Annotated in this window: 18 protein-coding genes; 13 read left to right on the top strand and 5 right to left on the bottom strand. The window is 42.0% G+C overall.

The window, feature by feature from the left end:
* The first annotated feature begins 139 nt into the window (after positions 1-139).
* The 4 genes from fabD to lysM all read left to right on the top strand — a co-directional run bounded on the left by fabD (position 140) and on the right by lysM (position 2,962).
* Positions 140-1,087: an ACP S-malonyltransferase gene (gene fabD, locus A7456_RS03530; protein WP_067007641.1), complete on the top strand. Its 948-nt coding sequence runs from the start codon at positions 140-142 to the stop codon at positions 1,085-1,087.
* Positions 1,077-1,805 (top strand): 3-oxoacyl-ACP reductase FabG, encoded by a 729-nt coding sequence (fabG, locus tag A7456_RS03525; RefSeq protein WP_066885451.1) that lies wholly within the window; start codon positions 1,077-1,079, stop codon positions 1,803-1,805. The genes fabD and fabG overlap by 11 nt, the downstream gene beginning before the upstream one ends.
* Positions 1,806-1,976: 171 nt before the next feature.
* A complete protein-coding gene (gene acpP, locus A7456_RS03520; protein WP_066885448.1) occupies positions 1,977-2,210 on the top strand; it encodes an acyl carrier protein in 234 nt (77 codons plus the stop codon).
* 257 nt (positions 2,211-2,467) lie between these two features.
* Positions 2,468-2,962, top strand: coding sequence for a peptidoglycan-binding protein LysM (lysM, locus tag A7456_RS03515; protein ID WP_066885445.1), 495 nt, complete (start codon positions 2,468-2,470; stop codon positions 2,960-2,962).
* Positions 2,963-3,396: 434 nt separating this feature from the next.
* Here lysM and coaE read toward each other — a convergent pair whose 3' ends face one another.
* Entirely contained in the window at positions 3,397-4,044 is a 648-nt protein-coding gene (gene coaE / locus A7456_RS03510; RefSeq protein ID WP_067007704.1) for a dephospho-CoA kinase, read from the bottom strand.
* A 130-nt stretch (positions 4,045-4,174) separates the two neighbouring features.
* On the opposite strand from coaE, the gene tsaD reads away from it, so the two are divergent.
* The gene (gene tsaD, locus A7456_RS03505) at positions 4,175-5,212 is read left to right on the top strand and encodes a tRNA (adenosine(37)-N6)-threonylcarbamoyltransferase complex transferase subunit TsaD (protein ID WP_067007638.1); all 1,038 of its coding nucleotides are present in this window, start codon (positions 4,175-4,177) and stop codon (positions 5,210-5,212) included.
* 67 nt (positions 5,213-5,279) lie between these two features.
* Here tsaD and A7456_RS03500 read toward each other — a convergent pair whose 3' ends face one another.
* A complete protein-coding gene (locus A7456_RS03500; protein ID WP_067007635.1) occupies positions 5,280-8,306 on the bottom strand; it encodes an ATP-binding protein in 3,027 nt (1,008 codons plus the stop codon).
* A gap of 161 nt (positions 8,307-8,467) precedes the next feature.
* Between A7456_RS03500 and cysM the strand changes: the two genes are divergently transcribed.
* The 5 genes from cysM to infC all read left to right on the top strand — a co-directional run bounded on the left by cysM (position 8,468) and on the right by infC (position 14,542).
* Positions 8,468-9,388 carry a cysteine synthase CysM gene (gene cysM, locus A7456_RS03495; RefSeq protein WP_067007633.1) on the top strand — a complete coding sequence of 307 codons (921 nt, stop codon included), beginning with the start codon at positions 8,468-8,470 and terminating at the stop codon, positions 9,386-9,388.
* 145 nt (positions 9,389-9,533) lie between these two features.
* On the top strand, positions 9,534-10,301 hold the full coding sequence (locus A7456_RS03490; protein WP_067007631.1) for a 3'-5' exonuclease: 768 nt from the start codon (positions 9,534-9,536) through the stop codon (positions 10,299-10,301).
* A gap of 284 nt (positions 10,302-10,585) precedes the next feature.
* Positions 10,586-12,505 carry a threonine--tRNA ligase gene (gene thrS, locus A7456_RS03485; RefSeq protein WP_067007628.1) on the top strand — a complete coding sequence of 640 codons (1,920 nt, stop codon included), beginning with the start codon at positions 10,586-10,588 and terminating at the stop codon, positions 12,503-12,505.
* A 133-nt stretch (positions 12,506-12,638) separates the two neighbouring features.
* Complete coding sequence (locus tag A7456_RS03480) at positions 12,639-13,952, top strand: ATP-binding cassette domain-containing protein (RefSeq protein WP_067007625.1); 1,314 nt, start codon at positions 12,639-12,641, stop codon at positions 13,950-13,952.
* Between the two features lie 68 nt (positions 13,953-14,020).
* Positions 14,021-14,542, top strand: coding sequence for a translation initiation factor IF-3 (gene infC / locus A7456_RS03475; protein WP_082995421.1), 522 nt, complete (start codon positions 14,021-14,023; stop codon positions 14,540-14,542).
* Positions 14,543-14,722: 180 nt separating this feature from the next.
* Here infC and smpB read toward each other — a convergent pair whose 3' ends face one another.
* Positions 14,723-15,190 (bottom strand): SsrA-binding protein SmpB, encoded by a 468-nt coding sequence (gene smpB / locus A7456_RS03470; protein ID WP_066885413.1) that lies wholly within the window; start codon positions 15,188-15,190, stop codon positions 14,723-14,725.
* A 159-nt stretch (positions 15,191-15,349) separates the two neighbouring features.
* Between smpB and nfsA the strand changes: the two genes are divergently transcribed.
* From nfsA to trmD, 3 genes are all read left to right on the top strand, one after another.
* Positions 15,350-16,132 carry an oxygen-insensitive NADPH nitroreductase gene (gene nfsA, locus A7456_RS03465; protein ID WP_066893871.1) on the top strand — a complete coding sequence of 261 codons (783 nt, stop codon included), beginning with the start codon at positions 15,350-15,352 and terminating at the stop codon, positions 16,130-16,132.
* A 151-nt stretch (positions 16,133-16,283) separates the two neighbouring features.
* Positions 16,284-16,775, top strand: coding sequence for a pantetheine-phosphate adenylyltransferase (gene coaD, locus A7456_RS03460; protein WP_066893874.1), 492 nt, complete (start codon positions 16,284-16,286; stop codon positions 16,773-16,775).
* Positions 16,776-16,778: 3 nt separating this feature from the next.
* Positions 16,779-17,540, top strand: a complete 762-nt coding sequence (gene trmD, locus A7456_RS03455; RefSeq protein ID WP_066894000.1) for a tRNA (guanosine(37)-N1)-methyltransferase TrmD — start codon at positions 16,779-16,781, stop codon at positions 17,538-17,540.
* A 14-nt stretch (positions 17,541-17,554) separates the two neighbouring features.
* On the opposite strand, the gene epmA is transcribed toward trmD, so the two are convergent.
* Both epmA and A7456_RS03445 read right to left on the bottom strand, forming a co-directional pair.
* Positions 17,555-18,523: an EF-P lysine aminoacylase EpmA gene (gene epmA, locus A7456_RS03450; protein ID WP_067007623.1), complete on the bottom strand. Its 969-nt coding sequence runs from the start codon at positions 18,521-18,523 to the stop codon at positions 17,555-17,557.
* Positions 18,516-19,580, bottom strand: coding sequence for a 4-phosphoerythronate dehydrogenase (locus A7456_RS03445; protein ID WP_067007620.1), 1,065 nt, complete (start codon positions 19,578-19,580; stop codon positions 18,516-18,518). The genes epmA and A7456_RS03445 overlap by 8 nt, the downstream gene beginning before the upstream one ends.
* Positions 19,581-19,670 lie beyond the last annotated feature (90 nt).

The following is a 19,670-nucleotide window of genomic DNA, read 5'->3' as shown; positions in this document are numbered from 1 at the left end:
TCATTGACATATTTATGGTAAAAATGAATGATTTATAAATTTCATCCATAAACTGTAAACAAATGTTTATTTTTATGGTAAAATGTTTGGTTCATCAGCCTGATGAATGTTTGATAAAAAATGGTGTAAATGGTGTAACATGACAACAAAACGTGTGGCAGTGATTTTCCCCGGTCAAGGCTCGCAGGCCATTGGCATGATGGATGAGCTTGCCGAGCATTTTAGTGCGATAAAGACCACCTTTGATGAAGCAAGTCGTGCTTTGGGCATGGATTTGTGGGAGATAACCCATGATGAGAGTCGCCTAAACAAGACAGAGTTTACCCAGCCTGTTCTACTGACAGCGAGCGTGGCGATTTGGCAGATTGTCAAAGATAAATTATCAGCACAGACAATTGTACCACTGTGCATGGCAGGGCATTCACTCGGTGAATATTCAGCATTGGTGGCAAGTTCTGTGCTGACCTTATCCGATGCGGTCAAGCTTGTGCATGAACGAGGTAAACTCATGACAGGAGCGGTAGCAGGGATAGACACGCAGATGGCAGCAGTGCTGGGGCTAGATGATGAGCAGGTCATCAGCCTGTGTGAGAATGCCAAAGAGCATGTGGGGATTGTCAATCCTGCCAACTTTAACAGTCCAGGTCAGGTTGTGATTGCAGGCACGCAAGTGGGGGTCAGTCATGTTCTGTCAGCGGTAGAGGCACTGGGTAAAAAGGCAGTGCCACTTAAAGTCTCTGTACCATCACACTGTGAGCTGATGAATTCTGCCAGCGATGCTTTGGCACAGCTTTTGGATGCAACCGAATTTGCCGCTGCCCAAATCCCTGTCATCCAAAACCGTGATGCCAAAGTGCAAAAGAGTGTCAGCGACATCAAAACTGCCTTGATTGAGCAGTTGTCCATGCCAGTGCTATGGTCACAAACCATGCAACAGCTTGCTGACAAACACATAGAGCTGGTCATTGAGTGTGGGCCTGGTAATGTTCTATCCAACCTTGCCAAACGTCAAAAGACGCCGATTGTCGCTTTGCCGACCGATAAATTAGCACGTTTAGAAAAATTGGAGCAATTATATGAGTCGTAAGATTATCCTAGTAACAGGGGCAAGCCGTGGTATCGGACGTGCCATTGCCGCACAGTTTGCCAGTGAAGGTCATTTTGTCATTGGTACTGCCACCGGTGAGCGTGGGGCAGAGGTAATAGAAGAGTATCTGTCCGAATCAGGCGGTATCGGACGTGTGCTTGATGTATGCGATGATACAGCCATTGATAAACTCTTTGAAGAGATTGACAGCGTGTATGGCTCGGTCAATGTGTTGGTCAATAACGCAGGCATCACCAAAGACGGTCTGCTCATGCGTATGAAAGACGAAGACTGGGCAAGTGTGCTTGATACCAACTTGACTGCCATCTATCGCATGAGTCGCCGTGCAGTGCGTGGCATGATGAAGGCTCGCTCTGGACGTATCATTAATGTAACTTCCGTGGTTGGGCAGATGGGAAATGCAGGTCAGACCAATTACGCCGCATCTAAGGCAGGCGTGGAAGGATTTACCCGTGCTTTGGCTCGTGAGATTGGCTCTCGTGGCGTTACGGTAAACTGTGTCGCCCCTGGTTTTGTTGAGACAGACATGACCGAAGAGTTAGATGAACGTTTGGTCAGCTCCATGCTTGATGCTGTACCGCTTGGACGTATGGCACAGCCTGATGAGATTGCCGCAGCTGTGTCATTCTTAGCAAGCGATGGGGCAAGTTATATCACAGGTGAGGTATTGGCAGTCAATGGTGGCATGTATATGTGATTTGTTCTGTGTTGCCATTTTGATGTAAATTTTTTATGTAAATTTGTGAACGAGCGTACTAATAATACTTGCACAAATGGCAAAAATGTTTTATTATACGCCAGTCTCATTCACAAAGCGATTTGTGTTATTTTTCATTCCATTTTTTCACTTTATTTAAAGGATAATTTTATGAGCGATATCGAAGCCAAAGTAAAAGCAGCGGTTGCCGAGCAACTTGGTAAAAATATTGACGAGATTAACAATGCAGCATCTTTTATGGATGATTTGGGTGCTGACTCCCTTGATTTGGTTGAGCTTATCATGACTTTTGAAAATGAGTTTGGTATTACCATCCCCGATGAGGATTCATCTGAGCTGACCACTGTTCAAAAAGCCATTGATTATGTAACCGACAGCATATAAGTTTGCTTAGGGTCAGATGTATGCCACTTTTTAGTTTTAAAAAAGTGGCTTTTTTGGATGGTGTGCTACCTTGTCTAACATGCCCTACATAACTACAACAATTTTATGCACAAAGACAGCACAAATTGTTATTAGTTTGTATTAAGATGGCAAGTAGGTTTTGAGGTGATTTTCCAAACAAGCAAATCATCACAAGCCATAAATAAATGCCTTATTTATCCAGATAGAACAAACCCACAAATCCATCAGGAGTTATTATGAGTATTTTTAGTTTTGCCAAAGACATCGGTGATAAAGTATTTAACCGCAATAAAAAAGAGCAATCAGCCCCAACAACCCCTACACCAACAACATCAGCTCCTGCTGAGCCTAGCGCCCAAGAGATTGCCAATTTGCTGTTGGCTCGTGTGCAAGCTAATGCTAATATCACTGGCTTAAAGGTCAACTATAATGGTAATACTGATACGGTTGTCCTGTCAGGTATGGCCGCATCGCAAGCCGACCGTGAAAAAGCGGTACTTGCCGCAGGTAATGTTCAGCACGTCGCTCAGGTGGATGACCAATTGAGCGTGGCAATGCCTGAATCTGAGTCTCGTTTTTATACCGTCAAATCAGGCGATACGTTATCAAAAATTGCCAAAGAAATGTATGGCAACGCCAATGACTATAACAAAATCTTTGAAGCCAATAAGCCACTGCTGTCCGACCCAAATAAAATCTATCCAGGTCAAGTATTGCGTATTCCTGCTTAATCAGCTAAAAGCACAAACACAGTACAAATACCTTAACACCTTGATACGCATCAAGGTGTTTTTTTTATGATGGGGGTTGATAAATTTAGTTTTACAAAAATGTGCAAGATGGATAAATGGCATCTTTGATGGTGTGTGTCATTAAAATAAAGCGGGGTTTTGGTGTGACAGACATGGCTTGTCTTTTAATAAAGATGATAAACTCATCAAAGAATAAAACCACAAACTGGGGGAGTTTGTGGTTTTATAGGGGGTTGCTACTTGCTTTATCCATAGGGGCTTCCATAATATCAGCTGTCATCCATGGTTGACTTATCCATTTGCCGTCTCCTTGCTGATGGGTGTATTATGCCAAAATCCACGCTCTAAAAAAATACGCTAATGTCGTCAATGTCTGTAAGCATTTGCTTACAAGTATTTACTCTTTGTTGGCATCATTGGTTTTTTGCCATATTATTTGCCATGATTAGGTATTTTTGGTGCAACTGATTGATTTGTTGGTATAAACTATTCACATCATGCGAGTTATCTAACACATCATCAGCATGGGATAAGCGTTTTTCTCGTCCGATTTGTTTGTCCATGATTGCCAAAATATCCTCATCGCTTTGTCCATCTCGTCTGCTGGCACGTTTTATTTGTTGTTCTGTTGGCACATCTACCACTAAAATTCTATCGCAAAGGGCGGTTAAACCTTTATCATCGCCCTTTATGCTCTCTAACAAAAGTGGGGCAGATAAGATGGCGTAGGGACTGCTGGCATGGTCAAGTTCATGCTTGATTTGGGTGCGGATGGCAGGGTGGATGATGGCATTTAAGGTGGCAAGTTTGGCATCGTTTGCAAAAGCAATTTTACGCAGATAGGTACGGTCAAGCCTACCGTCTGTGATGATGTCCGTGCCAAATGCCAAAGCAAGTTTGTCCAGTACGGGCGAACCTTTGGCGGTAATGGTGTGGCTGATGACATCAGCATCTATCACATCTATGCCAAGTTTGGCAAAATAATCGCTGACAGTAGTTTTTCCACTACCGATACCACCTGTTAGACCGATGATAAAGGGGGGGTTGGGAGATTTTGTCATAGGGTGTGGATTTTTGGTTAAAAATTTAAAACTAACACATCTTGATGGCTTTTTCAATGATTTTGACAACATCTGCTAATCATTTGGATAAAAATGTTATAATACCCCAAATTTTTAGAATAAGGCAGTTATGAGAGTATTGGGTTTAGAGACATCCTGCGATGAGACAGGGCTTGCCATTTATGACAGCAAGATGAATGATGGTCAAGGGGGAATATTAGCTCAGGTATTATACAGTCAAATTGAGTTGCACGCCACTTATGGTGGGGTTGTGCCTGAACTTGCCAGCCGTGACCACATTCGCAAACTTGTGCCGTTATTTAACGAACTGTTGGACAAGGCAAATATTGGCAAATCTGACATTGACGCACTTGCCTACACCAAGGGCCCGGGGCTGATTGGGGCGCTCATGACAGGGGCATTATTTGGGCGAACGCTTGCTTATGGACTCAACATACCTGCCATTGGTGTGCATCACATGGAAGGACACTTGCTTGCTCCGATGATAGAAAATGACAAGGGGCTAAATTTCCCCTTTGTCTGTCTGCTTGTCTCAGGCGGTCATACCATGCTGGTGCGAGCCGATGGTGTGGGTTGCTATAAGATACTGGGTGAGAGCATTGATGATGCGGTAGGCGAGTGTTTTGATAAAACTGCCAAAATGTTGGGTTTGCCTTATCCTGGTGGCCCTAATGTGGAGCGACTTGCCAAAGGGGGCAATCCTGATGCCCATGACTTGCCACGCCCTATGATGGGCAAGGGGCTAGATTTTAGTTTTAGTGGCATGAAAACAGCGGTACATAATCTCATCAAAGACACAGCAGGAAGTGATACCGACCCTTCGGTGCGAGCAGATATTTTGGCAAGTTTTCAGCATGCGGTGGTAGATACACTCGTCAAAAAATGCACCAAAGCCTTAAAACAAACAGGGCTAACAGAACTAGTCATCGCAGGGGGGGTCTCTGCCAACGCAACTTTACGCACACAGCTAGAAACTGCCCTTGCCAAGATGGGGGCGAGTGTGCATTATGCTCCTTTGCACCTATGCACTGATAATGGAGCAATGATAGCATATGCAGGTTATCGTCGTCTTAGTATGGGGCAAATGGATGATTTGGCGGTGGTGTGCTTGCCACGTTGGAACATGGAGAGTTTGAGCTTTACTTAGATGTCAAGAGCGATGTGATGATGGGTAAGTGACTATATGGATTTGCATGGATTTTTTATACCATTTTTCAAGGTAGGGCATCTTTACCATCATGACCGCCTTTGTTGAGATGAGTCTTTGGTGAGTGTGTCATTGTCTGGTTTGTCAAGAAGTTTTCAATGTCAATATTTTCAAGGCTCTCTAAGGCATCAATGAGTGAACGATAACTGGGGCGAATACTGATAAACTGACCTGCTGATGTGTCGTCCAAATTGGCACGGCATTTTTGTTCAAAGTCTTCTGCCATAGCTCTAAGACGTGGCACGCCCGTATAACGACTACCTCCAACCAATTTATGTGTGATGTCAGCCAAGGCAACTCTGTCCCTGTTTGCCCATGCTCGTTCTAAGGCGAGTTTTTCGCTTTCACTGCTTTCAATGAGTAGCAAGAGCAAGGTTTTGGCAAGGTCGTCTTTGTTGGCAGAGCGTGTCAATGCATCTGCCCAATCAATGTCAGCTAAGATGGATTTGGCTTTATCATTATTATCAATTTTTGGAGGGTGTTTGTTCTGTTTAGGGTTTGATTCATTCTCATCAGCTTTGTTGGTGCCATCATTGATGTCATGGTCTTTTATTTTACCCATATCCTGATGCAATGTATTTATAAAGTCAGATTCATCATCTGTGGGAGCGAGCATGGGTCTGCCCGACTGACCAAGCCAACGTGAGAGCGTCTGTACCAACTGTTCATGTCCGATGGGCTTGCCAACATAATCACTTAGCCCTGCCATAACCAATCGCTCTTTTTCATCAGACAGACCGTGAGCGGTTAGGGCGATGATGGGGGTGGGGGGGTGGTTGTGGCTTTCTTCTATTTTACGGATTTGGATACTGGCCTCAAGCCCTGACATTTTGGGCATTTGAATGTCCATAAAAATCAGATCAATCCTCTCACCCATGCTAATGGCATGAGTCATGGTCTCAATGGCATCAAAGCCGTTATGAGCGGTGATGACTGTTACATCAAGTTCACCAAGCAAAGCTTCTAGCACAAGCAAGTTGGGCAGATGGTCATCCACCGCCAGCACCCGATAGCCCAAAAATTTACTGGTGGGGGCATCTTGCACAGATTTGTCATTGGCAAGCATAGCGATAAGCTGGCGTTTATCCATGGGTTCGTAGAGTGCGTGTGTTTGGTATTTTTCCAGTAGAGCATTATCCATGCCAACCTGATAGCCATAGGCGGACAGTTTGCCTTGATAACGAGAGCGGATTTGGCGAAGGATGGCACCAACATCATCCAAAGAGGCATCTTGCCCAAAATAATCCACAATCACCCAATCAAAACCATGCCCCACCTTGTCCAACTGTTCTAGCAAATCAGCAAAGCCGATGGCAAAATGTACGTCCATATCCGACCCTGCCAAAGTTGCTTTTAGTACGTGAATGGCAGGCGTGTGGTTTATCCATACCACAATTTTGGTTGGGCTAAGTTTTGCCAAATCGTATAGGGCATCATCTGCATCTGTGTCATGGTAAGTTTCTTTAAATTCACCACCCAAATTAATGGGCATCTCAAACCAAAACGTCGCCCCTGTTTTGGCAATATTTTGGCTGTTGTTGTCATAAAAACCTATCACCCCGCCCATCAGTTCGGTCAATTGTTTACTGATGACCAAACCCAGCCCTGTGCCACCATAACGCCGTGTTACTGACAAGTCTCCTTGACTAAAACTCTTAAACAGCGATACTTTATCATCATCAGATACGCCCTTGCCTGTATCTTCAACACTTATGTGTAAATAGCCGTCATTATCATCAGACAGTTCCACACGCACCACCACACTTCCTGTGTCGGTGAATTTTATGGCATTACCAACCAGGTTGGTTAGGATTTGTTTTACCCGTAAGCTGTCGCCAGTTACACGATTTGGTACGTCATTATAAAACAGCACCGACAGTCTTAGGTGTTTTTCTAATGCCATGGGTGAGAGCATGTCTACCACATCGTAGATGGCAGCATATAAGTCAAACCTATGACTGTCCAGCACAAGCTTATTCGCTTCTAACTTTGAAAAATCAAGCACATCATTGACCAAGGCGAGCAGATGGGCGGATGATTTTTTGATGGTTTGGACATACAGGTTTTGCTTAGCACCCAGACCGTCATGGCGAGCCAGCAGGTTGATGAAGCCGTCAATACTATTTAATGGTGTGCGTAGTTCATGGCTGATATTTGCCAAAAAGGCTGATTTGGCATGACTGGATGATACTGCCAAATCCCGAGCTTTACGAATGGAGATGGCCTGCATTTCCATCTCATCTAGGGCATGCTGTAAATCCTGTTCGGTCTCATTGGCATGGGTTTTGAGTTCATTAAAACTTGATGACAATCGTCTCATGGCCTGAACAAAGTCTCGTTGTAGTAACGAAAACTCACCATCGGCATTGGTCTTGATGGGTTTATCAATGTTGCTACTGTTTAGTTTTTGTAAAAACAGACGCATTTCATAAATCGGGGCAATCCAGCGTTTAGAGTAGATATTTAAAATGAGCAAAAGCAACAATAACGTGGTCAAACCTGTGATGGCAAGGGCAAGCACCACCCGATAGCCTGTGATGGTCAAAGGTTCATCGTCCATCTCAACGACAACATAATAAGGCATGCCATAAAACATCATCTGCTTGCCATAGCTTGTGCCATAAGTACTTTTATGACGTTCAAAATTGCCCTGATTTTTGTGCATTACCCTAAGTAGGTCATCACTGGCAAAGAGGGTATCATTATCATAACCACCATGACTTGCCAACAGATGATAATCACCATCAAAAATTGCCATCCGCCTGACTTGTTGGGGGGATATTTGATGAAAAGATTCATCAAAAACAGACAGTGTGGGCGTGGGACTGCCTGTATTGGCAAAATGATGGGTTAAATTCATCTCATAACCAAGCAAGGCGGTGCGTGCCAAAGCATCCTGCTCAGAGAGCAGTGCCTGTCTGACTTCACGAAAAACCAACACCCCACCGACCATCGCCAAGATGACTATTGGCAAGAACACAAGGATGAGCAGTTGTCCATAAGCACTTCGTAGGTTAAAGAGGGTTTTTTTCATGAATGAGTTTTATTGTTAGGCGATGCCATAGTGTAGCATAACTTTGAGGGTGACTTTAAGATGAATTTTAAGGCAGAGTGATTAGAATTTACTGACAAATTTAACGCCAAAAGCCTATTTGTGCTATAATGTTGCCATATTAATGCACAAATGACCATCCCATGACTGATTTGATTGTCCCTAACACCCTAAATCATACTTTATCTGACACCATTGGCAACACCCCCCTTGTCCGTTTGACACGCCTTGCCACAGACGTAAATGCTGATATTTTTGCCAAATTAGAGGGTAATAACCCCGCAGGCTCTGTCAAAGACCGCCCTGCCTTTAATATGATAAATGAAGCCCAAAAACGTGGACAAATCAAACAAGGCGACACACTCATTGAGGCCACAAGCGGTAATACAGGCATTGCCTTGGCGATGGTGTCTGCCATGCTGGGCTATAAAATGACGCTGATCATGCCATCTAATTCAACCCAAGAGCGTAAAGATGCCATGCGTGCCTATGGGGCAAACTTGATAGAGGTGGATAATATGGAGGTGGCACGAGATTTGGCACTTGCCATGCAAGCGGATGGTAAAGGTGTGGTGTTAGACCAATTTAACAATGATGACAACTGGCAAGCCCATTATAAGACTACCGCCCCTGAGATTTGGGAGCAGACGCACGGACGCATTACTCATTTTGTCAGTAGCATGGGGACGACAGGGACGATTATGGGCGTCTCTCGCTTTTTAAAAGAGCAAAATCCCAACATTCAAATCATAGGCTTGCAACCATCAGATGGTTCAAATATTGCAGGAATACGCCGTTGGAAAAGGGCTTATTTACCCAAAATTTTTGATGAAAAATGGGTGGATGTGATGATGGATATTGAGCAGACAGATGCAGAGAATTACATGCGGTCGCTGGCACGCCAAGAGGGGATATTTTGTGGGGTATCTGGTGGTGGTGCAGGCTTTGCAAGTTACCAAATCGCCAAGCAAATCAAAGCAACCAATCCCAAAGCACTCATCGTTTTTATCGTATGTGACAGAGGCGACAGATACTTGTCCACAGGACTGTTTGGGGCAGATTAGGTTGGATATCAATCCAAACCATCAATCAATCGCCATGTCAATCAAGTTGGCACATTCTATTAAATCATCTTCTTAATTAAATTGTCTTCTTAGCAGAGCATTTATCATGCTATAATTGCTTTTTTGTGAATGACAAGCAGTGATGATGAACCCAATTTTGATTTTTGATATTGAAACCATCCCCGACCTTGATACAGGGCGATTGCTCTATCCTAATATTGCCAAGCTCTCTGATGACGATGCCCAAACCGCCCTAAATGCCATCAGGCAGGCAGAGGCAGGTCATACCTTTATGCGATTGCCTTTGCACAAAATCGCCTGCTTGTCTTTTTTGTGGGTCAGTGATGATAAATTTAGCCTAAAATCATTAAGCCTACATCAGATGAGCGAATCGGAGATTTTGACGACTTTTTTTAGGGCATTTATTCAAAGACCCGCCCCTACGCTTGTGTCATGGAATGGGGCAGGATTTGACTTGCCTGTCATGCTCTATCGTGCCTTGCACCACAAGTTATCTGCTCCTGCACTGTTTAATAGCCAATCGCCCAATTATCTGTATAAATATGGTGATGCTCACATTGATTTGATGGATAAATTATCACTGGGTAATTATGGCCACAAACAAAAGCTGGATACCGTTGCCAGTCTGTGTGGATTTGCTGGCAAAGGTGAGATTGACGGTTCAGCCGTTGTGCCGATGGTCAAAGCAGGGCAATGGGATAAACTTACCACATATTGTGAATCGGACGTCTTAAATACATGGCTCATCTATCTAAGATGGCAGCTTTTGACAGGCAAATTCACCGCAGATATTGTGGCATACTATGAGGCACTCACTCATGACAGATTATTACAGATAAAAAATGGCGATACGGTACGGCATGCTGAATTTTTGGGTGCGTGGCGACAATGATGAAAGACTTGGACAATTTGGGTTGCTTACAAGATGATGATTTTGTTTGGTTTATCAAAATTGAATAATAAAATAATAAAACATACAATGATGTCAATCCATTTCCCATCACGTCCATTGGCTTTTTTTGATGCCAAAAGTCTGCTATAATGACCCACTTGCCCAAAAGTGCCTTGTATGTACTTTATTTTTATACCAATCTATTTTATATTAGTCCCATTGGTAGCGGTTATATATTTGGTTGTAACAAATATCACTACCAACGCCATATTTAGGAGAGTTCTATGGTCGCAATTACCCTACCTGATGGTAGTATCAAAAAATTTGACGGTAACACCACCGTGATGCAAGTGGCTCAAAGTATCGGTGCTGGGCTTGCCAAGGCCACCGTGGCAGGTCGGGTGAATGGTCGGTTGGTCGATGCCAGCGACCCCATCACCACCGATGCCACGGTAGAGATAATCACCCCAAAAGATGATGCAGGCGTGGAGATTATCCGTCATTCAACCGCCCACCTTTTAGGTCATGCGGTCAAACAGCTCTACCCTGATGTTAAAATGGTCATCGGGCCTGTCATTGATGATGGCTTTTATTATGACATTTATAGCGAACGCCCTTTTACCCCTGATGACATGGCAAAGATTGAAGCTCGCATGATACAACTCATCAATCAAGATTATGATGTCATCAAAAAAATGACCCCACGAGATGAGGTTATCAAAACCTTTTTGGAGCGTGATGAGACTTATAAACTTCGCTTGGTGGAGGACATGCCTGATGAAACCCACATGGGCTTGTATCACCATCAAGAATACATTGACATGTGCCGAGGCCCACACGTTCCTAACACTCGCTTTTTAAAGGCGTTTAAACTCACCAAAATGAGCGGTGCGTACTGGCGTGGTGATGCCAAAAACGAACAGCTACAACGCATCTATGGCACAGCATGGGCAGACAAAAAACAGCTTAAAGCCTACTTACAACGCCTAGAAGAAGCCGAAAAGCGAGACCACCGCAAAATCGGTAAAGCCTTGAACTTATTTCACATGCAAGAGCAAGCCCCCGGCATGGTGTTTTGGCATCCCAATGGTTGGACAATCTGGCAAGTACTTGAACAATATATGCGAAAAGTACAAAAAGACAACGGCTATCTTGAAATAAAAACCCCGCAAATTGTGGACAGAAGCTTATGGGAAAAATCAGGGCATTGGGATAACTATGGCGAGATGATGTTTACCACCGCCAGTGAAAAACGAGATTACGCCATCAAACCGATGAACTGCCCTTGTCATGTGCAGGTGTTTAATCAAGGCTTAAAATCCTACCGTGATTTGCCCCTACGCTTGGCTGAGTTTGGCTCATGCCACCGCAACGAGCCATCAGGGTCTTTGCATGGCATCATGCGTGTGCGTGGCTTTACCCAAGACGATGCCCATATATTTTGCACCAATGCCCAAATTCGCTCAGAAGCCCTTAATTTTATCAAACTTACCCTTGATGTGTATAAAGACTTTGGGTTTGACCACATTCAAATGAAGCTGTCCACTCGCCCAGAAAAACGGGTGGGGGCGGACGAGTTGTGGGACTTGGCAGAACAAGCCCTAGCCGACGCCCTAGATAACGCTGGGCTTGACTGGGAGCTACAAGCAGGCGAAGGGGCGTTTTATGGTCCTAAGATTGAGTTTAGCCTACAAGATTGTATCGGACGGGTTTGGCAATGTGGCACATTACAGCTGGACTTTAACCTACCTGAACGCTTGGACGCTGAGTTTGTGGGAGAATCAGGCGAGCGTGAACGCCCTGTCATGCTCCACCGTGCGATTTTAGGGTCATTTGAACGCTTTATTGGCATTTTGATTGAACATTATGCAGGTCTCTTCCCAGCATGGCTTGCCCCCCAACAAGTGGTTGTAATGAACATCACCGACAAGCAAGCTGACAGCGTGGGCGATGTGGTTAGCAAGCTAAACACCAAAGGCTATCGTGCCATCAGTGATTTGCGTAACGAAAAAATTGGCTTTAAAATCCGTGAACGCACCTTAGAACGCATTCCGTTCATGCTGATTTTGGGTGATAAAGAAGTGGAGAGTGGTACGGTCAATGTGCGTACTCGCACGGGCGATAACTTAGGCAGTATGAACCTTGACGACTTTATCAAAATATTAGATGGGGCGATTGAGAAAAAAGGTCGGCTAAATTTGTAAACAGAATAAGTTTATTAAGAAAAATCCATTCAAAACATTGAATGGATTTTTTTAAAACCATGTTTAACGAAATTATTTTGTTGACAACCCATTTGTCTTTCCATTTGTCTTTCCATTTATCTTTATGGATATCATGAAAATCATCACACCATCATTATGTCTTTGCTTTATTTTTTTACTCATTCAACAAATGATTGTTGGCTTATCCACCTATTTTATTGCAAATCTTGCCATAGACATTGCTAAAAATGATGATTTTTTGCTAAATTTAGCTGGTTTTGTTTTATCGTTAATCATTGTTTATATCCCTGCTTATTTTGCAACCATTTATTTAGAAAAATCAAAATTTGACCTACTAAATAATTATGTGCAAAAATTTACGACAACTTTTTTTGGCAAAGCTGTCTTGCTTAATAATAAAGAACTAAAAGACCAAAGCACCGTTTTTGTCAGTCAAGAGGGTAAATCAGTGATAGATGACATGCTGGACTTTGCATTTGATGGCGTGGCACTGATTTTAAATTTATTGATTAATATCTTAATCTTGGGATTTTTTCTTGATTATGATTTATTGGTGGCGTATATCGTTGGATTTTTATTGGTGGAATTTTTTATTTTTTACCATAAAAATCAAATATCTAAGATGTCAAAAATATCTCAAAAATCCAGAATATATTTTATTGCCATTTTAAATAAAATTTGGGACAATGTAATTATTTATAATCAATATAATATGGGTATTTTTAACCGTATTTATAAAAATAATTTTAACCGCTCAAAAAAATATCATATTCACAGCCAATCATTCAATCAATTAATTTCTAGTTTTGGTATGATTTTGTTTATGATTCCTGTATTGGGCTTTATTGTTTATTTATTTATCAAACACCACAATGATTATGTATTTTTATCATTGTTGGTTGCAACATTACCAAGACAAATACAGCTATTGCAAATGGGTCAGGCACTTGTTTTTCACCAAACCAATTTTTCTGGCATTAAAGCCAGATTTGTTGGTTTGCAAAATTCGTTAAATATGCCTGATATTGACATATTAAGCAGAATTAACTTTAAAGAGATTTTTATTAATAACATGCCATTGAGTGATTTTGATTTAAATCATTTGCCAAAAAATGGCAGAATGACGATTAAAGGGCGTAATGGGGCAGGTAAAAGCAGTTTTTTGTTGTATTTAAAAACATTATTATCAAATAGGGCTTTTTATTTGCCTGTCAGCCATGATTTATTTTTTCATCAAAATCATAAAAAATCCACAGGTCAAAAATTATCATCTCAATTAATGCAAATTAATAATAATAAAAGCGATGTTGATGTCATCATTCTTGATGAATGGGACGCAAACTTGGATGGCATCAATAAAAGTCATCTTGATGAGTTAATTAATGAATTGGCAAGACAAAGGTTAGTTATTGAAGTCAGGCATTAAAAACCCCTTGAAATCCCCGTCATTTTTAAGTAAAATAAGGGTCTATCTTTTTATTTGGAGTATGACCCATTAAACCGTCAAACCGTCTAAATGTCAATGAAGACATTCGTTCCAGAGAAGTTCGCTTAGTCAAAGAAGATGGCGAAATGCTTGGTGTTGTCAATCTAAAAACAGCCCTAGAAAAGGCAAGAGAGGCCAATTTGGATTTGGTGGAACTCGTTCCAGATGCCAAGCCACCTGTTGCCAAAATTATGGATTACAAAAAGTATTTGTACGATCAAAAACAAAAGGCAAAAGAAGCCAAAAAGAATCAAAAACAGACTCAGCTTAAAGAAATCAAGCTACGCCCTGGTACAGAAGAGGCAGATTATCAAGTCAAATTGCGTAAAATCGTTGAGTTTTTGGAGGATAAAGATAAAGTCAAGGTCTCCATTCGTTTCCGTGGTCGTGAGATGAGCCATCAAGAGATTGGAAGAGCTCAGCTTGAACGTATTATCAAAGATACCGAAGAGATTGCCAGCGTTGAGCAAGCTCCTAAGGTAGAAGGTCGCCAAATGGGCATGCTGTTAGGCCCTGCCAAAAAGAAGTGATTTAAAAATCCCAACAGAATATGAACCACACTCCAAAAGTTAGATGCCTGACCTTTTGGGGTGTGGTTCAATGATTCAATGAGTTGGGGTTTATCTTATAAGTCTCTAAATTTTAATTTGTCATTGTTTGGTCTTAATTGTTTGATAAAGAGCAAGCACGTCATAAATGGCAGCATACCCTTATCTCATATCTACTTTAAAGCCACGTTTTTTATCCATCTGCCAATCACGTTCTTTGAGTGTGGCTCGTTTATCATGGAGCTTTTTACCTTTGGCTAGGGCAATTTCACATTTGACACGACTGCCTTTCCAGTAGCATGACAGAGGAATAACGGCATAACCTTTTTGGTTGACCATGCCAAAGAGTTTATCAATCTGCTTGCGGTGCAGCAGTAATTTACGAGTGCGGATATTGTCAGGGTTGATGTGCGTAGAGCTACTTAGCAGGGGTTGAATGTGAGCCCCAAACAAAAATGCTTCGCCGTTTTTAAAAATCACATAAGCATCTGTGATTGCCATTTTGCCTGCTCGTATTGATTTGACCTCCCAACCTTCAAGCGACAGACCTGCCTCAAAGGTCTCCTCAATAAAATATTCGTGGCGAGCTTTCTTGTTGGCACAGATTTGGTTTGAGGGTTTTTTTGCCATGTTTATTTTCCTAGTGCTGTTCATGCGTCCATTATAAGAGATTTGCCAAATAATTACAAACAAACCCATGCCCATGTTACATTTGTCTAATAAAACAGCATTTGCCTTTGGGGTTAATACTTGATAAGATGGGGTAAATTTATCATCACAGGATTTGATATGCTAAACTCACAGCCAACCCTACAAACCTTACTAAATCATCGCTCGGTGCGTAAATATACCAATGAACCAATCTCTGATGACATGCTAAATGCCATCTTGGAGGCAGGGCGTGCTGTCTCTACATCAAGTTATCTACAAGCGGCGAGTGTGGTGCGTGTGCGTGATAAAGCAAAGCGGACGGCGTTTCGTCAAATCTCTAATAACCTAAGCGAGGACAAATACAACGAACTGCTCTCACAAGGCAAACGTTTGGGGCATGACTATGTTGAGAGTTGTGCTGAATATCTGGTATTTTGTATGGATGCTTATCGTCATCACGCCCTTGCTGATGTCAATACCGACTGGACAGAGGTAATGCTTATTGGAGTGATTGACTCAGCACTCATGGCTCAAAACATGCTGGCAGCTGCTGAGAGTTTTGGGTTGGGTGGGGTGTATATTGGTTCACTGCGTAATGATATTAAACGAGCCAGTGAATTGCTCTCTTTGCCAAAGCATGTTGTGCCACTATTTGGGCTGTGTTTGGGGCATCCTGACCAAACCGCCAAAATCAATCAATCTCAGCGACCACGCCTACCGCTTGATGTCATCGTCTCAACCGACACCTATAAAACCCCAAGCGATGATGTGTTATCATCTTATAATGACAAAGTGAGGGACTACTATGCTGACCGTGGCTTAGAGCTTGACTGGGTAGAACAAATTGCCAAAACCTTTGGTGGGGAGGTGCGTCCGTTTATGCTAGAATATTTACAATCGCAGGGCTTTGCCAAACGCTAACCAAACACAAAAAGTCGGACATTGGTTCGGCTTTTTCTTTTTATGCTTTTTGTGTGTTATGTGCAAAAATTTAAAATAAAATCCCCAAAGCGTCAAAAATTTGTTACTATAAGCATTTTTTAAAATCATTTTTGTCAATATATCAAAAACCATGACACCAAAAAAAGCCCTATACCCTGGTACCTTTGACCCCATCACCAACGGACACATTGACCTTGCTAATCGTGCCTTAAAAATCTTTGATGAGGTTGTCATCTCGGTGGCGTTCGCTCATCACAAAAAACCATTATTTAGTTTTGATGAACGAGTGGCACTGGTGCAGGAGATTTTTAAGGATAATGACCGTGTATCGGTGGTCGGTTTTGAGGGCTTGCTCGTGGATTTTGTTAAAGAACAAAAGGCGGTGGCAATCATTCGTGGACTGCGTGCGGTGAGTGATTTTGAGTATGAATTTGGACTTGCTAACATGAACCGTAGCTTAGATGAGAGCTTTGAGGCGGTATTTTTGACCCCTGCCCAAGAATACTCATTTGTCTCATCCACGCTTGTGCGAGAAGTTGCCAAACTCGGCGGTGATGTCTCAAAATTTGTACCATCTTGTGTGTTGGATGGCTTTACCAAAAAGTTCGGTCAGCAAAGGTGAATGATGTTTTTTGTAGTTATTAGTATCTTACCCAAGATGTTTGAAGCAACCACAGATTTTGGTATTACAGGGCGTGCCGTGGAGCGTGGGCAGGTGGTGATACACATTGTTAATCCTAGGGATTTTACCACGGACAATTATCGGCGTATTGATGAGCGTCCCTTTGGTGGTGGACCGGGCATGGTTATGTTGGCTGAACCATTGGAACGGGCGATATTATATGCCAAGGCTTTGGCTGACGAGTATTTTGCAAGTGCAGGCAAGGATAACCCCATTTGTCCTGTCATCTATCTGTCGCCACAGGGCAAGACATTGGATGAACAGACGGTGCTAAGATGTAGCGAGCAAGATGGTATGATACTGCTTTGTGGGCGTTATGAAGGGATTGATGAACGGCTACTTAGTGCTTATGTTGATGGTGAGATTTCCATTGGTGATTATGTACTGACAGGGGGTGAATTGCCTGCGATGGTATTGATGGACAGCGTCATTCGTCGTTTGCCAAGCGTGTTAAATGATGACAAATCTGCCATGGAGGACAGTTTTGTTGATGGACTGCTAGACTGCCCTCACTATACCAAGCCATTGATTTTTAAGGATAAAAAAGTCCCTGATGTATTGCTGTCAGGTCATCATGCTAACATTGCTAAATGGCGTTTTTTAGAGCAGGTCAAACGTACCAAAACCCGTCGCCCTGACCTGTGGGAGTGTTTTACGCCGACCAAAGAGCAGGCAAGATGGTTACAGGAATCAAATGATAAGTAGCCATATTCTCACAGTCATGCTCTGTCTGTCATCATCATGACCGCTTGACTGATGTCAGAGAGTTTTTCACGCACCATAAATAAGCGGTCAATCCCCAAAGCAATGCCACTACATGGCGGTAAATCATCACATGCTCGGATAAGATTCATGTCAATGGGAATGACCGGTAAACCCAACTTTTCTCGCTCATGATTGTCCTGTGTGAATCGTTTGAATAGTTCATCGCCACTGGTAAGTTCATCATAGGCATTGGCAATCTCTATGCCGTTGATATACAGTTCAAAGCGTTTGGCAACATCATAGCCATCCACATCGCTTGTAACTTTCGCCAAGGATGCTGTTGCCACAGGATAATCTGTGATGAGTGTTGGTAAATCATGCCCCAAAGTCGGCTCTATCACATGAGAAAATAGCAAATCAAGCCAACCTTGTCTGTCATTACCCATGTTCAGATGAATGCCCTGTGCTAGGGCAACTTGTTGCAATGTGTCAATATCAGCACAAAAAGGGTGAATGCCAAGCATGTCATTAAAGGCTTGGGCGTAGCGATAAGTTTTAAAGGGCAGATTTTTATGAAGTGCCACACTGATGAGTGCATTTAATTCATTTGCCAAATCAGCCAAATTAAAATCAGGGCGATACCATTCTAACATGGTAAATTCTATATTGTGTTTATCTCCTTTTTCATTATCACGAAATACCTGACAAATCTGATAAATTGGTATTTGATACTCTGCCAATACTCGTTTCATGGCAAATTCTGGTGATGTGTGTAGATAACCTGTTTTTAATTTACCATATTGCTTAAAATTGGCACTCACGCTTTCTATAAATATGTCAGTATTGCCGTGATTGGATAATATGGGTGTGGTAATCTCTAATACGCCCCGATTGCCAAAAAACTGACGAATATCAGCAATCATTTGGGCTTTATTTATGGCAATGTCTAATGTCATGCTTGGGCGATAATCGGTATTAATCATAAAGCCATTCTCTTTTTAGTTCATATTGTTTTCTTAATTCATCAAAATCTGCCCCATGTACTTTATCAGCACAAATTTTACGTAAATGATTGTCGTCTTTTAAAATGTCATAATAAATTTTTAAATGATGAGTATCACCATTTAACAGCTCATTTTTTAATATTTGCCAATGATAATTATTGGTTGGCATTAAATCATTCATACTCTGTAAAATAGGTAAATTAAAACATTCACAAAATGCCTGATAAACCATATCTGTACCACGCAGTTTGCCATCTAGGGTATAGCCTGCAATATGAGATGTGGCAATGGTGAGTTTGTCTAACAATATTTTATCAATCATCGGTTCAAAAGGAAAAACGTCTAATATCACGCTAATGTTTTTATTGTTTATCGCCCATAATAAATCATCTTGATGAATAATCTCACCTCGAGCGGTATTGATTAAGATGGCATGATTTTTTAATTGTTTAAAAATGGATTGGTTAAATAATTGATGGGTGGGATGACTGCCTGTTTTGGTTAATGGTGTGTGAATGGAGATGATGTCACTATTTTTTAATAATTCATCAAAACTGCTGTTATTAGTATCCGATATTGGCAAATAAGGGTCATACCCTAATATTTGCCAGCCCAGCTCTTTGGCGTATTGGGCGAGTGTTCCCCCGATATTACCCAAACCTATAATGCCTATTGTGATTTTTTTATGTAAAAAATTGGAAAATTTGCTTAAAATGGCAGTAATGACATACTGAGCAACTGAATGTTTGCTTGAACCTTTGGCATTGGCAAAGTGGATATTGTTTGAATGAATAAATTCATTATCTACATGGTCTGTACCAATGGTTGCCGATCCGATGAATTTGATGTTTTTAGGGTTTGTGATGGTATTTGAATTGATGGGGGTTACCGAGCGAATGAGCAAAGCAGTTGGATTATGGTTGTCAATGACGGATTGGCTAATTTCACGCCCTTTTAATTTGATGAGTTTAATATTATCATGGCAAAAATAATCGTCCAAATGGGTAATATTTTCATCGGCTAGTATGGTTATCATGGGATTGTATCTTTGGTGTGATTGGATGTTATTGGTATTTATTTGTAAATAAATATATCAAGCATTAAAGTGGTATTAAAGTGGTATTGT

Source organism: Moraxella nonliquefaciens, from assembly GCF_001679005.1.
Classification (GTDB): Bacteria; Pseudomonadota; Gammaproteobacteria; order Pseudomonadales; family Moraxellaceae; genus Moraxella; species Moraxella nonliquefaciens.
Note: the sequence above shows the minus strand (reverse complement) of the source record. Positions and strands in the feature narration are given on the sequence as shown.